11 protein-coding genes are annotated in these 14,570 nt (G+C 61.8%); 10 read left to right on the forward strand and 1 reads right to left on the reverse strand.

Annotation, left to right across the window (positions count from 1 at the left end):
- The 10 genes from AC1DJT_RS23915 to AC1DJT_RS23960 form a co-directional block, all read left to right on the forward strand.
- On the forward strand, window positions 1–908 hold a 908-nt coding region (locus AC1DJT_RS23915), incomplete at its 5' end, for a hypothetical protein (protein ID WP_476835006.1).
- Window positions 909–1,065: 157 nt separating this feature from the next.
- Complete coding sequence (locus AC1DJT_RS23920) at window positions 1,066–1,554, forward strand: hypothetical protein (RefSeq protein WP_476768769.1); 489 nt, start codon at window positions 1,066–1,068, stop codon at window positions 1,552–1,554.
- A gap of 594 nt (window positions 1,555–2,148) precedes the next feature.
- Entirely contained in the window at window positions 2,149–4,257 is a 2,109-nt protein-coding gene (locus AC1DJT_RS23925) for an AAA family ATPase (protein ID WP_476768770.1), read from the forward strand.
- Entirely contained in the window at window positions 4,254–4,469 is a 216-nt protein-coding gene (locus tag AC1DJT_RS23930; protein ID WP_476768771.1) for a hypothetical protein, read from the forward strand. The genes AC1DJT_RS23925 and AC1DJT_RS23930 overlap by 4 nt, the downstream gene beginning before the upstream one ends.
- Before the next feature lie 83 nt (window positions 4,470–4,552).
- Window positions 4,553–4,885 (forward strand): DUF6634 family protein, encoded by a 333-nt coding sequence (locus AC1DJT_RS23935; RefSeq protein ID WP_476768772.1) that lies wholly within the window; start codon window positions 4,553–4,555, stop codon window positions 4,883–4,885.
- 415 nt (window positions 4,886–5,300) lie between these two features.
- Window positions 5,301–5,660, forward strand: a complete 360-nt coding sequence (locus AC1DJT_RS23940; RefSeq protein ID WP_476835007.1) for an antitoxin Xre/MbcA/ParS toxin-binding domain-containing protein — start codon at window positions 5,301–5,303, stop codon at window positions 5,658–5,660.
- Between the two features lie 981 nt (window positions 5,661–6,641).
- Window positions 6,642–7,199: a TnsA endonuclease N-terminal domain-containing protein gene (locus AC1DJT_RS23945; RefSeq protein ID WP_476768774.1), complete on the forward strand. Its 558-nt coding sequence runs from the start codon at window positions 6,642–6,644 to the stop codon at window positions 7,197–7,199.
- A 17-nt stretch (window positions 7,200–7,216) separates the two neighbouring features.
- Window positions 7,217–9,328, forward strand: coding sequence for a Mu transposase C-terminal domain-containing protein (locus AC1DJT_RS23950; RefSeq protein ID WP_476835008.1), 2,112 nt, complete (start codon window positions 7,217–7,219; stop codon window positions 9,326–9,328).
- Window positions 9,329–9,413: 85 nt separating this feature from the next.
- Window positions 9,414–10,415: an ATP-binding protein gene (locus tag AC1DJT_RS23955; RefSeq protein WP_476768775.1), complete on the forward strand. Its 1,002-nt coding sequence runs from the start codon at window positions 9,414–9,416 to the stop codon at window positions 10,413–10,415.
- Window positions 10,415–12,244 carry a TniQ family protein gene (locus tag AC1DJT_RS23960; protein WP_476835009.1) on the forward strand — a complete coding sequence of 610 codons (1,830 nt, stop codon included), beginning with the start codon at window positions 10,415–10,417 and terminating at the stop codon, window positions 12,242–12,244. The genes AC1DJT_RS23955 and AC1DJT_RS23960 overlap by 1 nt, the downstream gene beginning before the upstream one ends.
- A gap of 1,229 nt (window positions 12,245–13,473) precedes the next feature.
- On the opposite strand, the gene AC1DJT_RS23965 is transcribed toward AC1DJT_RS23960, so the two are convergent.
- On the reverse strand, window positions 13,474–14,570 hold a 1,097-nt coding region (locus AC1DJT_RS23965), incomplete at its 5' end, for a TAXI family TRAP transporter solute-binding subunit (RefSeq protein WP_476835010.1).

Genomic DNA, 14,570 nt, shown 5'->3' on the forward strand with positions numbered 1-14,570 from the left:
CCCTACAAGTACCCTACAAGTATCTCCTGCCCGATATCGTAGCTTCGGCCGACCACTTGCCTGTCGCACTCGACATCGCCAACGAGATTTACAACGCCCTCGACCAGAGAGGGCATCGCGTCATGTTTGCGCCCGCAGACCAGGAGATGCGGCGCATACACGTCGACGAGCAGGAGGTTCCGCGCAAAGACCGCAAGTATGGGCGCTATCAGACGGGCAGCATCTGGTCGCCGCGCCGTCCCACGGTCACCTACATCGGCTCGATCCCCGTCGGTCTCGTGCTAACCGAGATGACCGAGCGCGTGACAATGCGGTACCTCGACGGCTCCTATGTGCGCGAAGACAGCAAGTTGGTCCGCTCCGCCCGGCCCTGGCAACTCACGCACTCCTGGACCACGGAGCAAGACCTACCCTGCGGCCGCTTTCGGTTCGTCGCTTACTGCCCTCTCGCGAACATCGACTGGTCAGCGAACTGGCAGGACACGCAAGCCGCAGACCTCAAGTCGCTCGTACCCTCGATAGTCRCACGGCTTCAAGGCTCCGAAGCGGAGCTCAGCGCGTTGATCGTGGCTGAGGAGAAGGCGGCCGCCCGACGGCGCAGGGAGTGGGCAGAGGCGCATGAACGATACCTCCGCGAAGAGGATCGCAAGGCGGTCGAGAGAGCGCTGGCGGACAGCAAAGGGCAACTCGCTGAGATCATGGAGAAGTGGGCGGCCGCTACCGCAGTCGAACGTTTCTTTCAGGAAGCCGAAACGCGCCTAGCAAAGATCGATGACGAGCGGCGGCCCGATATTGAAGCCCGCCTAGCGTTGGCCAGATCAATGCTTGGGGAGCAAGATCCCCTTCGATTTCTCTCGGAATGGCTAGCTCCTCAAGARAGATATCAATCCAAGTACCCCCGAGCATGAGCGCTATTGCCAAGCGTTKGGGCTCAGCGTGATAACCGCTGGGCAAAGGCACCTTGAATGTCGGCATTTTTGCCGTTTGCAAGAACTGATTGTGCAATCCTACAATCCGAGGCGTCAGTCCATTTAACCGGCCACCAATGGTCGTGTAGGCGCCCCTATGCCGGTCAAGCCAGCCGTCACTAATGAGTCGCAGCATCCGACTTCGCACCGTGCGGATCTGAAGGAAGTGCGGAGCGAGAAGCCCGGCGCCCGCGCTGACGAGCACGTCAGCCCCAACGCCAGGAAATCTGACGCAATCAGAAAATGGAATTCTACCAGCGGTATGAAGATCTTCCACTTTGGAGACGGCCCTCCTTCTCCTGTAAGCGCCACAGGTTTCATGCCGATGCCACCGGATCGCGTGCTCCCAGGTTTTCTCTCTCAAGCCGCCCGGGATTTGCTGAATGTGACGCAGTCTTGGCTGCGAGAGCAGGCGCAGGTGTCTAAAAAGACGATCAACGACTTCGAAAATGGCTACGCCGCGCCAAAAACTGCATTAAATTTGAGAATCAGGCGAGCCCTCGAACAGGCCGGTGCGCAGTTTGTGCACGGCGAGGACCTCGTTGGCGTCGTGGTCTACACGTCCCGGAGTGACGGACGTCGCTGATTGTTCGACCGCCACGAGGCGGCATCGCGTTAACCATATTTCACTCAAATTGTATCGAATTTTTTATACCTAGGGTATATTACTTTCTGTTCAGCGCGAATTGATGGCATCATCCGCGCTGATGGCGACCAGCGGCAGCGATTGCCGATGTCCATATGCGGCCTCGCGACTGCTGGCCGGTTACCGCCATCGCTCATCCAATCGACCAAGCAGCCCCTTCCACCTCCCAGGTGCCAGGACTGTTGTCTTCGACCACATCGCGGAGCCATTCATGGTTGACCAGAAGCGCTTGGGTTCGGCCTACCGAGGATCTCGCAGTTTTGCCGCGGCGGACGGCTTCGCGCTCGGAGGGGCGCATTCTAGGGCCCGCCCCTGGGCGAAGAGCTTATATTGCGCCGCCGGCCTCTTCGGCGGCGACGATAGCTCGGCGCTGCTAGACGAAGAGTTCGATGAGCTCTCTTGCGAGCCTGAGCGACTGTTGAGGCTGGCGAACCAACCCTGATCGACTGAGCGGGCGTACGGCTGCTCAGCGGCTGCCCCGTCGGCACTCACGTTCCAATCGACTTCTCTGGCCAACATCGCACGGGAGGATTCATGCCGCGTGGAAAATCGTCTGTAGCTGACCGCCACTCCATTCCAGCCCGAAAGGACCTGCTAGCGCGGGCTTACATCGAAATCCTTGCCCGCGAGGCGGGAGCAAAAATCCAGCCTATGCTCCGCGCCGACTACACTGATGAGGCTTTAGAGCGCCTGATCGACGACCTCGAGGATAGCTTCGACGGTGGTGGTGTCTCGATCCTCAGGCCCGATCTGGCGGCTGTCGCGGTTCTGATCGCCCGGGCAATTGAGGGCGTCTCTGGCCTGGCGCGTCGCATCCGCCGGGACGCTCCCATCGTCGTGCTGACTACTCATAGCCCGAACCTCGTCGAAATGGCCAAGGAAGTCGTGCAGAGCTGCGTGCTGCCGTCGCACTCGCGTGTGATGGAGGCCGGCTCAATTATCGGCTCGCAGACCCGCGCTGTCCTCGTGGCCCGTGATGGTTCGGCGAGAGAGGATCGCCCCGAGAAGGGCAATAAGGAGGTCGCAGCGGCGCTCCAGCGCCGGATTCCGGTGATGGGTATCGCACCCGACCCGACTCGGCAGCTGCCACAGGCGCTTATGCGGACGGCAGAGTTTCGTCTTGTGCTTCCCACGCTGGATCAAACCGCCCTCGCCTTGGTCATCGAGGTGGTGACGGGACGTGCAACGTCACGCGCCATGGACCCGGACCTCATCCGGCTGCTCGATGTCGATGATCTCCCTTTGGCATTCCGCTTCGGACGAGCCGGCGACGCATGCCTCGCTGCGATCGAAGATGTCGTTAGGAAGAAAGGTGAGTACCTGATCCAGGGACCTTCTCTCAGTGAGCTAGCGGGATACGGAGCGGCCCAAGAGTGGGGCCTGCAGCTGGCCGACGATCTGAGCGAGTATCGCGCAGGGAAACTCAGCTGGGCTGACCTTGATCACAAGGGCCTTCTCCTGTCGGGACCTCCCGGGGTGGGCAAAACCCAATTTGCGCGCGCTTTGGCCAAATCCGCGCGGGTTCCGCTCGTCTCGACATCGGTGGCTCAGTGGAATGCTGCGCCTTTTCTTTCGGGCACATTGCAGGCTATCCGCGATGCGTTCTCGCAAGCGCGCAGGCAGGCGCCGAGCATCTTGTTCATCGACGAGCTGGACGGCATTTCTGACCGATCGAAGCTCCAGGGCGATTACGTCGAGTACTGGACGCAAATCGTCAACCTGCTGCTCGAACAGCTCGCGGGCATCGAGGAACGCCCTGGCGTCGTCGTTATCGCCGCTACGAACCATCCCGATAGGATTGATGCCGCGATAAAGCGGGCTGGACGGCTTGATCGAGAGATACAGATCAATCGACCGGATACCACGGCGCTGGTAGAAATCTTCCGATACTACATCGGCGCTGCACTTCCACCATCCACCGATCTCACACCGCTAGCGTTGGCTTCGCGTGGCGCCACCGGCGCCGATGTCGAGGCGCTCGTTCGTCGCGCCAAAGGCACCGCTCGGCGAGCCAGGCGTGATCTCACGCTCGAAGAGCTGTTGTCGGCCATCGCCGCAACCGCGCCGCCCCTCTCGTCGGAGGCACGTTGGCGCATCTCGGTGCATGAGAGTGGCCATGCTTTGGCCGCCCACGAGCTGGAGGCAGGGGCGGTCTGCGGGATTTCCCTCCATTCCCGGGGTGGGTTCTTTGAGTTCGAAAGCAATCTGACAGGTTCGGCCACGTTTGATCGCTTTCAAAGTGAGATGATCGTGCTCATGGCCGGCCGAGCTGCCGAGCGCCTCATTCTCGGGGATGCGAGTGCAGGTGCCGGAATGAGCATCTCCTCCGATCTGGCGCGAGCCACCGGTTTCGCGATGCTCGTCGAGACCCAGTGCGGGTTGGGCATCTCGGGCAGCGCTTACCTCGCCGAGATCAGGAATCTTGCCCAGCACCCTGAGCTGCATAAGGCGGTCAACGAGCACTTGAACGAGGCCGAGGACAAAGCTCGGCTCCTCCTGGATCGAAAGCGGGGCAGATTGATCGCGCTTGCCAATGCGCTGAATGCCCAGGGCTACCTATCCGGCGACGACATCAAATCGATTGTCGAGGTCGGGACGGTCGAACTCAGCGAGGCTCAAGACGAGTTTGGGAGGTGCGCATGATCTATCTCGACGACGTGCTCCAGAAGGATCGGACGGCCGAAACTTTGCCCGAGGTCGAAACCCGGCTCCTCATGGCGACGCACGATCTTGCTGCCGCCCTGAGCGTAGATCCCGTGGACGCAATCTGCGCTCTCGCATCCGTTATCCAACGGCGCGCCGACTTCGAGCGACTGAGGAGTCCCGCCGGGGCGACCGCCACGCTCCAGCGCTGACAGAACTCCCGACATTACTGCAATGCCTTCGCAGCCGGCGAACGAGACCGGCTGCTTGCTCACGCCATATGGGAGAGCGGTCCATGCAGGAACTGGTGCAGAAGATTAGGGCGGCCGCTGACGATCTGCGGCGGCTCGAAGAGGGGTGGAGGCCTTCGCAGTCGGATCTCCGTGACGCCGTGATCCTCGAGGATTGGATGATCGCTGGAGAACCTCTAACCGGTCAAACGGTGTTCTGGGGCCGATCGATCGGGCATCCGATCCTTGGAGATCGGTTCATTACAACGAGCCCGCTAATCTGGATTAGTCAGGATCGCACCATCGCTCGCACACTTTCGCGCTGGTATCGCCTTGGGAAGTGCGCATCGCCGCCCACTGACGCGCCGTCGCCAGAACTGGAAGCCGGCGGCCCATGAGCTGTATTGGCGTTCCCGACTGCGAGACGTTTCACTTGGTCCGCGCAGCGCAAAAGCTGCGCCGCCCCCTCTCGCTCAGTATCGTAATCGTTCTTCTCAGGCCGCTCTCTGATGAGTTGGCCGGCAATAGTCCTCCGATCGGTTTTGTCGAGACGGAGCCAGTCCAAACGCACGGTCCCTATCCGATCGCGACAGTCGTCGACGATCTAACCACGCAAATCAGGCGCGTGCCGCGGCACGCTGATTTCACGTCCTTCTCGTCCCGAACGCGGGCCCCCGGTTGATGAAGCGGGCGCGACAGAGGCTGAAGGGCAGCGGTCGGCGGGACAGGTCAGTTAGGAAGCGTTCAGCGGCATCTCGCGGGGCTAGCGCGACCTCAGCAGCTTCCGCCGAGACAGATTTCACGATCACGGAATTGGAAGCGGCAGCCGCTGCCGTTGTCAGACTTTTCCAGAAGTGGAAGCTCTCAGACGAAAAATCGCGTCAGATCCTCGGAAATCTCGATCCAGAAACGTTCGCGCGCTGGAAGAGTGCTACTAAATACGGCCCCTTCGATCACGAATTGGAGGTCCGGCTCTCACTGCTGATCGGAATTCACAAGAACCTTCGCCTGCTGTTCACGGAACCGGCTCGCGGCTACGCGTGGGTAAAGCGACCGAATTCGGCTCTCGGCGGTCTTCAGCCAGTGGACATAATGACCAGAGGCGATGTCGCGTCGTTAGCCGAAATTCGCGCCTACCTCGAACGCACGTTTCTAGGCTCGTCGGATCTCTGACGTTCCGATTCGAAACATCGTTGCACGACGTGCTGCGCGGCCGCTGATGTGTGCGGGCGGGATACCTAACGATGCCACGACCAATCACGCGAAAGGCGTTGAACGAGCGCGCTGCGACGAGAATCGACCAAAAGACTGCCTGCAACACCGAAATGGTGGATAGCGGGGAAGAAAAATTTTCGCCCCTGGCTCTTTTTTCTAACCCGCGCCCCTCGTGCATGCATTGAACGGCTAAGCGGCCGTTCAGATCGAAATTCTTCTGATCCTCGAGGCCCTTGCGGAAGATGAAGCAGTTCTGATCATCCCATTCCGTGGCTGGGCCAGTCGTTCGTCAACCCCACATGTCAAGCGCCAGCAAGTTTTCAACAGCTTCCAATCCACGGATGATTGGCCCGGTCGCAGCACGCCCAACAAGGTCGCTGAATCGACGATCCAAGCAGATTCGATCATAGCTGTTCGGGCGGAAACGGCGAAGATTTGCCGCGACGCGCAGAGATGGAAATCAGCAGCGGAGATCGTAACAACGAATACAATTTCACTGTAGCGCAAAGGCGCTTCAAGGCCATTTCCGACGGATAGAGAATACGCATGAATACATCGCGTAGCCGATGCTTCATGGCCATTAAGTGGAAAATAAAGGGCACTCCGATCAACGACCGGAATGCCCATCCATCTTCCGCTTCCATCCGAGGCCTAGGAAACCTTGGAAGCGGATCGCAACCCAACTCAGTGCAAGACCAAGCCCGGCGCTCGTAAGTGGAAGCATTTTGCGTAATGTTACGCAAGTAGTCTTTTACTGCACGGATCGGGATTGCGGTCGCACGTCTACCGACTGGAACCCAACAAGTGCAGAACCTCCCCGCTTCCCCCGCTCCGATCTGGTGCCCTCCAGGTCCCTCAGTCACGTCCCGCAATGTGCACGGGAAAAGCCGCGGCGCTTGCCGACCGTCCGTCGTAGGCGGTGCAGAGCCGCGGGAAATCATGTGCGAGAGCGGCCTCGAAAAGAAAGCCGCGCATTTCCTCCTGACGCATCCCAAGGTCGCCGACCTGAGCGAGCAGCCGCCGTCGGTCGTATGGTTTGACGCCGCCGGCCAGAGGCACCGCCATACCTTCGATTTCCTCGTCACCCTGAAGGATGGCCGCAAGCTGGCCGTGGCGGTCAAGCCGAAGGCCCGTGCCGAGCGCCACCGTCTCGCCGATGTCCTCGCTTCGATCGCGAACCAACTCCCGCGCGGTTTCGCAGACGGCGTCCTGCTGATCACGGATGCCGACCTGCCGCGCGACTTGGTCCATAACTCGGCGCTCCTGCATCACGCCCGTAGAGCGCCTGATCAGGGCCTCGACGCTGCGGTGTTGAAACTGGCCAAGGCGACCCCGGTMACCACGATCGGCACGCTCGTCCGCGAGAGCGGCCGCGGAGGGGATGCCTTTCGTTCTGTCACTCGATTGATCGCCAACGGGGTGATCTTGGTCGTTGGCCAGTCKCGCATCGGCTACGCGACGCAGGTCACGGCCGCAAACGATGGGGAGGTCGCGTGATGAACGTGCATGTCCCCATGTTCCGCATCGGCCCCAACGACCGTCTCGGCATCGACGGCATTGAGTACCGCATGCGCCAGCGCTTGCCCCAGGGGTACGTGCTCGCCCGCGTCGACGATCCCGGCGTGATCGAGGACTTCAGCCATGAGCGACTGCACCTGCTGTCTCAGACCGCGAGGTTCCGGTTCGATCGCGACGCGTTCGATCTCGCCGCAATCGCTGCTCGCTCGGAAAGCGATGCGGATATCGTCGCGGATATTCCAATCGACGAGCGCGAAATGGTTCTGGGGCGCCGCTTCTATGCGGTGGCGTTCCTCAAGATGGAGGCCGAGAAGAAGGCCACGAGGTCCGACGCCTCGATGAAGCTGGCCATCCAAGAAATCGACAAGGCCTACGTCGACCATCTCCACAAGGCAGAGGGCAAGCGAAACGACGATGGCGATTTCATCCCTGTCCGCCCGGGAAAGAAAAGGGCGGCGCTCTCGATCAGCCCTCGTACCCTGAGGAACTGGGTGAAGGCTTTCGAGAACGCAGGACTGCGCGCCACGGCGCTGCGCTCTCGGTGCCGGCGCAGCGGTGACCGGATCACCGTCCGGCTCGATCCGGCAATCCGGCGACTGCTTGCTGAATTCGCGCTCCAGTATGCTTCGGAGAACCGACCGACGATCCGCGCTGTCTACCGCCGACTTCTGGCCGCTCTGGATGCGATCAATCGCGAGCGTGTCGCGCATGGCCTCCCGGCTCTGAAGGCACCGTCCTATGAGCGGCTGGGCATCGAGATCAGGGCCTTGCCGGCGCTCGACGTCTACGCTGGGCGATACGGCCTGCCGGCCGCGATGAAGCGCTTCCAGATRGTGGCAAATGGCTCCGATATTGAGCGCCCCTTGCAGCGCGTCGAGATGGACGAGTGGCGCATCGACCTGATGACGATCATTCAAGATGCGGGGATTTTGGAGGTGCTGTCGGCGGAGCAGCAGGACGAACTCAAGAAGAAGCGGTATTGGGCTTGCGTGGCGATCGACGCCGCCACCCGCGTCATCCTCGGAATGAAGGTCGCCGCAGGCGTCAGCGCCGAACTGGCGATTGAGACTCTGGAGATGGTTGTCACGCCGAAGCGGCGGTATGCGGACGCCGTCGGCGCGGGGTCCGCTTGGGAACACCACGGCAGCCGAGAGTCCATCGTCCACGATCAGGGCGCCGCCTTCATGGCGGGATCCTTCCGACGAGTGGTCATTGACCTTGGTTGCGATCCGGACGCTCCTCCGGCCGGGGTGCCCTGGCTGCGCGGAACCATAGAACGGACATTCCGCACGATGCAGGATCAGGCGTTGGCCCCCTTCACCGGGCGGACGTTCGGCTCCGTTGACGCCAAGGGTGACTACCAGCCCGAGGAAAGGGCAAGCCTGACCGTCGAGGAGCTTTGCGACGTCTTGGTACGGTGGGTCGTGGACGTCTACCACAACTCGCCCCACGCAGGTCTCGGCGGCGAGACGCCGGCTAACGCCTGGTCACGCCTCGTCGCCAAGTTCGGGATCATCCCGCCCCCCGATCGTCATGTCCGTCGCGCCATCTTCGGCACGGATCTGAAGCGCACCGCGTCCCCCAGAGGCATCCGGTGCCTAGGCTTGTTCTACAATTGCCTTGAGCTTCAGGCCCACCGGCGGCGGCACGGCGATGCCGCCATCGAGGTGAAGCTCGATCCATCGGACATGGGCCACGTGTCCGTGCGCCTCGGAGCGGGTTGGGTCGCGGTTCCGTGCATGCGCCCGGGCCTCGATGATGTGCCCGCCTCCATCTGGCTGGCCGCGTCCAGGGACCTCAGGCGCCGCTACGCCGCCGAGGCAAAGCTGACCGATGCCGTCGTGGCTGCAGCCGTTCGCGATGCTTGGGAAATGGCCCGCAAGGCTCAGCTCCGCGCCGGCATCCTCGCAACGCGCCCGAGCCAGAGCGAACTCGACGCCCTCGAATTGCAGATCGGTCTCGGCTTCCCCTCTCAGGAGGATACGGCGGCTGCAGCAGCCTCGGCATCCGCAGATGTGATGGAAAAGGCCATCCCCCGCGGCAAGTCGAGCTCGGAGCCGCCGCAGCCGCGGTCCGCTCCCTCCCGCATCATCAAGTCGAGGAACTGACCTCGTGAGCGACACCCCCTTCACCTCCGCGGTCGAAAAGCTTCGCGAATGCCTTCCCCCGTCCGAGCTGCGCGTCGTCAACACGATGGCGCAGGTTCGTGCCGAGTACGTCGAGACCGACTTGGACGACCGCCTTCGCAAGAGCTTGGACGCCCTGATCCGCACGATGGTCAGCAAGCGCGCGCTTACTCAGACCGACGTCAACTCGCCACGTAGGGAAGCTCGTGCCATTGTCGTGGTTGGCGAAGCCGGGACGGGCAAGACCGCTTCCATCGATCGGCTGTTCCGAACCCACCCGGCCTTGAAGGGCTACGGGCAGCCTGATTCTGGTTGCCCTTTGGTCAGCGTCACGGTTCCGGCGCCGTGCACGCTCAAGTCGCTCGGCATGACGATACTCCACGGCCTTGGGTACCCGCTGGCGCGGGATCTCCGCGAGCATTTGCTTTGGGCGCGCGTCCATGAGGCGCTGAAGACGGCAGGTATCCTGCTCCTGCACCTCGATGAACTGCATAATCTCACGGACAACGCGAACGTCCTGGAGATCGATACGATCCGTAAGGCGATGAAGTCGATCATGGTCTCGGACGACTGGCCGATCGGCCTCGTCCTTAGCGGCCTGCCCAGCCTCGTCCCGGCCATGCGCGAAATCGATGAGGTACGGCGCCGGGGGCGTTTCATCCAGCTGCCGACTTTGTCGATGCCGAGCGACAACATGCTCATCGCCGAAGCGCTGTCCCGCTGCTGCTCCGCCGCAGCGATCGCGACGCCCGTGGGCCTCGCGAAAACGATTGGGCCTCGGCTCGCCCACGCCGCGCTCAATCGCTACGGCATCGCGGTGGAACTGATCCACGAGGCGATCGAGGATTGTCTCATGTCGGCCAAGGACGAGCTCGCGATGCACCACTTCGCGAATGCATTCGCAGACCGGACCGGGTGCGGGGATCGGATGAACCCGTTCGTCGCGCCGGATTGGCCCGACATCGATGCCAGCTTGGTCTTGCTCGATCGGATGCCGCCCGACCCCGTCTTCGCCGACGATCCGAAGCCGAAGTCGGCTGGCCGCAAGTCGAAGAAGGGGAAGCGCTGATGCGCATCTTTCCCACCGTACCGCCGCGCCCGGACGAGACCCCCGCCAGCCTGATCTCCAGACTGGCGGTTCGCCACAACGCCCTGTCCGTCCGCAGCTTCGCCCTCGACATGGGCGCACCATTCCAGGCCATCGTCGATGGCAAGCCGGAAGCGGTTCAGCTTGTCGCTGAGTTGGTTGGTTGCCCGATCGAKCCGCTCCAGAATGCGACAATCACCAGGATCGGCTCCGGCTTCAACCACCGCAGCCAGAAGATGCAGAAGGCGAGCTTGAGGCGCGCCAGGGTGCTGGTTTGCCCGCGGTGCATCGCTGAGGACCTTGCATACGAGGCCAGACCCTGGATGGCCAGCGGTCGCGTCCACTGGCTCCTCGATCCTATTCGGGCTTGCCGGCATCATGGGGTGATGCTCGTGGAAATCGGTCACGAGGATCCCCCGGCCCCGCTGCACGACTTCGCGCGCTGCGTCGCCCCCTCTCTGGTGAAGATCCCGCGTTTGGCGGCCGAGGCTCAGGAGGTGCGGCCGTCTCCTCTTGAGCGACACCTCATCGATCGCCTTGAAGGGCAGCAGGACCATACCTGGTTGGGCGCGTTGCCCTGGTATGCGGCGGCACGGACCTGCGAGATGATCGGAGCTGTCGAGGTCTTCGGGCGCAAGGCCGCGATAAAGGCCCTGACTGACGATCAATGGCGAGAGGCAGGAGCTGCAGGCTACGAGATCGCGAGCGGCGGCCACCTCGGCATCCGTGCGTTTCTGGAGCGTATGCGGTCCACATATCCCGAATCCAACAGCGATGGCAGCGGCCCGCAGGCATGGTTCGGGAGACTTCACACTTGGCTGGCCGGTATGGACGAGGAGGACTACGATCCTGTTCGGGAAGTCCTGATTGACTTCGTTCGCGAGACGGCGCCGGTCGGACCGGACGATCGAATGTACGGTCGCCAGATCGTGGAGTATCGGCGGCAGCATTCCATCAGGACTGCGGCGCTGGAAACCGGCCTCCATCCGAAGCGGCTGCGCCGCCTTCTCGCCGCCTTCGGCACGATTCCGCCCGACCATCGCGAGTTGACGGATGACCGCGTACTCTTCTCCGCAGCGCAGGCCGAGGAATTCCTGCTAAAAGCCAAGCACTCAATCAGCGAACGCGACGCCCAAGACTACCTGAATGCCGGGCGGGTCCATACCAGGCTCTTGGCGCAGGCTGAACTCATCACGCCTTTCGTTTCATCCGCGCAAGAGGTGCTCAAAGTTTACGCTTACGATTCACGGGAACTCGACGGGTTCCTTGCAGCGCTATCTGCAAAGGCGCAGGTCATGGCAGGGCACGACGATCCGATCTATCGGATCCCCGAGGCAGCAAAGCGCGCCAACTGCAGCGCGATGGAGATCGTGCGCGCGATCTTGGACGGCAAGCTGGATTGGGTTGGCCAGATCAGCGGCGAGACCGGCTACATGGCCATGCTGGTCAACGTGGTGGAGATCCGGCGACTTGTTCGCGGTGACCACGGCGACATGCTGACACTGATGATCGTCCAAGGATCCTTACGGACAACATTTGGAGTTGTTGATGCGCTCGTCCGATCTGGCATCCTTCCATCCGAGACGGCCATCAGTCCGATCAACAGATGCCCTTACACGGCTGTCAGAGCAGCTGACTTGAAAACATTTCAGATGACATTCGGGTCGCTCCAAGAGATCGCTCGCGAGCGCGGCATGCACTTCGCACCCCTGAAGAAGGCTCTCATGAAGCATGGCATCACACCCTGCTTCGGCAAGCCTGACGTACCGGCCACGTTCTACCGGCGAGCGGACATCCCGCAATACCTCTAACCAACTTTGATCAGAAAAGAGCCCGGCTCGCACCACGCGAGCCGGGCTTTTTGCTGCCCGAAGTGAAGGGAAACTCCGCAGAGAGCGTATGGTTTTGCGGAAGAGTTTTGCACCCTAGTGCGGAAGCGTGAAGACGACAGTCATGCAACGGCGCCAATGAAATAAGGCGAAATCCGTGTGGCTGCGGGGATCTTTCCCTCTCATCACACTGCTGAAAATCGGGGCATAGTGTTGTTGCCGCGATTGTAGGTCGAGTTCCGCAATCAGCGATAGGGCGCCCGGTCCCGGCCGGGCGCCTTTCATTTGAAGAACCGAGCGCTCCCGAGGTCCCCCAGTCGTTCATTTTTGGTTTTCGCGGACGGCTGAACGGCCTGAGCAGGATCTGAAACGGGCGAGCCATAAAGGTGCCGCCGTTGCGACGCGGTCCGGAAGCAGACAGCGTCAGGGAGCGCCTGAATTTCTGGCCAAGGCACTTCCAAAGCGCTCGTGGTCCGCCACGAACGCCGACTCATCCACACCTACGGCTCATCCGCTGCGCGGTCGTGATGGGCTCTGGTGCTGTGCTTGTCGCATAGCGCTTCACCAGCCAGAACGGTATCCACAACCGCCATAAACGAACTCAGCGCTGGATAAAAAATTGGGGGGGGCAACCTCACCAGCGCGGCGAATCCGGTATCGATACCGGCGGAACATGCATTGGCCATCTGGAACGACCTTCGCCGAGTTCCGGCACTCGGCCAGCCCTCTCCTCTTACATGTCTGTCTTGATGCTGTCGAAACCTGCCGCACGCTGGAGGGATACTTGCAAGGCTTCCGCCGCCGACAAGAAGCTTGCCGGTGCTGCACTGACGAGCTTCATGAAAAAATGCGAAAGCGACGCTGCTAAAGCGTGCGACGTGACTGTCGCCKAACGAAAACTGTCGGGCGCCGCGAAGTCGAGCTTCACTAAGAAGTGCGTCAGTGACGCTGTCGGGGCGTGACGCATCAGCTGCGCGATGACCAAGGGGCTTGAGCGTCGCGGCCTCGATTGGATGAAGCGCGCCGCGGACGAAGCGATGACAACGGCGGGCAACCTCCGGCCGTTGTGCGCTCCACGCCCACCTGTGCATCGAACACGCGCTGGACATGGCCACGATCTCTTCATCAGGCACGGCGATAGGCCATGCGCATGCGCGCGACGAGACCGCGGCGACCAGGCTCCGGCCGCGTAGAACCTGACACGAGCGCGCCTACGAAGGCATCGCCTTGAGAGCCAACGCCTTCCCGCTTTGGGGACTCAGAGACGCCCGGCGCGCCGTGATGGAGTAGCGGGCGTGATTGACGGCAAGGGCCATCGTCGCATCCTCGCCTGAACGCCCCCCGGACGCGACGGCTTCATCGACCAGTTGATGAAGGGAACGGTCCAGGGCCTCAAGCCCTTCGGCATCGGCCTCCCGCGCTTGGTCCGCAATCTGAATGAACTGCCCGATCCGCTTCTGCTCCTGGCGCATCCGGGACATCTTCACACGCCCCAGGATGATCGTCGTCAGCGAACCCAGGACGCTGAGGAGAGCCGCGGCAAGATAGAAATAGCCTTGGAACTCGTCGAAGAAGCTCTGTTCACCGTTGCTGAGATAGTTGGCGACGCCGGGATGGATGGGCAGGATCGGGTTCTTGTCATCCGGGTCGGGGGCCTCGATCTGGCTCGCCAGGGGCGTGAGCGCCATCAGCTTGGTTTTGGAGACGAAGAGGGTCCGGCCTATCGCCCCTGCGACGAGATTGAGCATCGTGTCGGGCGCGACAAGTCGGTAGGTCACTGCGAGTGTCGTCACGGTGTCGTCGGGGGTCGCGGGGTGCGATCTGAACGCGCCTTCGGGAACATCGTAGGATTCGAAGGCCGGAAAGCGTCGATTGAAGGCATCGGCGTCGGAGAACGCCAGGATCGTCGGTGTCCCTGCGGTACCCTTCGCCATGGCGTTTACTGCGCCAATAACCTCTCCCGGCCCAACCGGCCCGACGGCAAGGATCGCCGCGATATGCCGTTGGTGAACCGCGGCAATCATGTCGTCAGGCGCGAGAAAGACCCGCTTCACATCATGAGGCGCGACATTGTAATAGCCCAGGATGACATCGAGTAGCGCGGCGTTGACCTCCTGCAGACGCCCCTGCGGAATTGCGATCGTCTTGCCGGAAAGCTTGCCGATACTGTCGACGGGCGATTTCGGCGGCAGAACGAAGGCGACGACATCGCGACGGAGAATCGCAATCGTCTGTCCGTTGGTCGGTGGCGAGACGTCGCTGCGGATCACGGCGAGATCCGCCTCGTCAGCTTCGATCGCCTTCGAGC

The organism is Allobosea sp. 05T422_2, from assembly GCF_056396265.1.

Excerpts from the sequence above, each read along its gene's own strand:
- AC1DJT_RS23920 (WP_476768769.1), top strand. The coding sequence starts at position 1,066 with ATGCCGGTCAAGCCAGCCGTCACTAATGAGTCGCAGCATCCGACTTCG.
- AC1DJT_RS23925 (WP_476768770.1), top strand. The coding sequence starts at position 2,149 with ATGCCGCGTGGAAAATCGTCTGTAGCTGACCGCCACTCCATTCCAGCC.
- AC1DJT_RS23930 (WP_476768771.1), top strand. The coding sequence starts at position 4,254 with ATGATCTATCTCGACGACGTGCTCCAGAAGGATCGGACGGCCGAAACT.
- AC1DJT_RS23935 (WP_476768772.1), top strand. The coding sequence starts at position 4,553 with ATGCAGGAACTGGTGCAGAAGATTAGGGCGGCCGCTGACGATCTGCGG.
- AC1DJT_RS23955 (WP_476768775.1), top strand. The coding sequence starts at position 9,414 with ATGGCGCAGGTTCGTGCCGAGTACGTCGAGACCGACTTGGACGACCGC.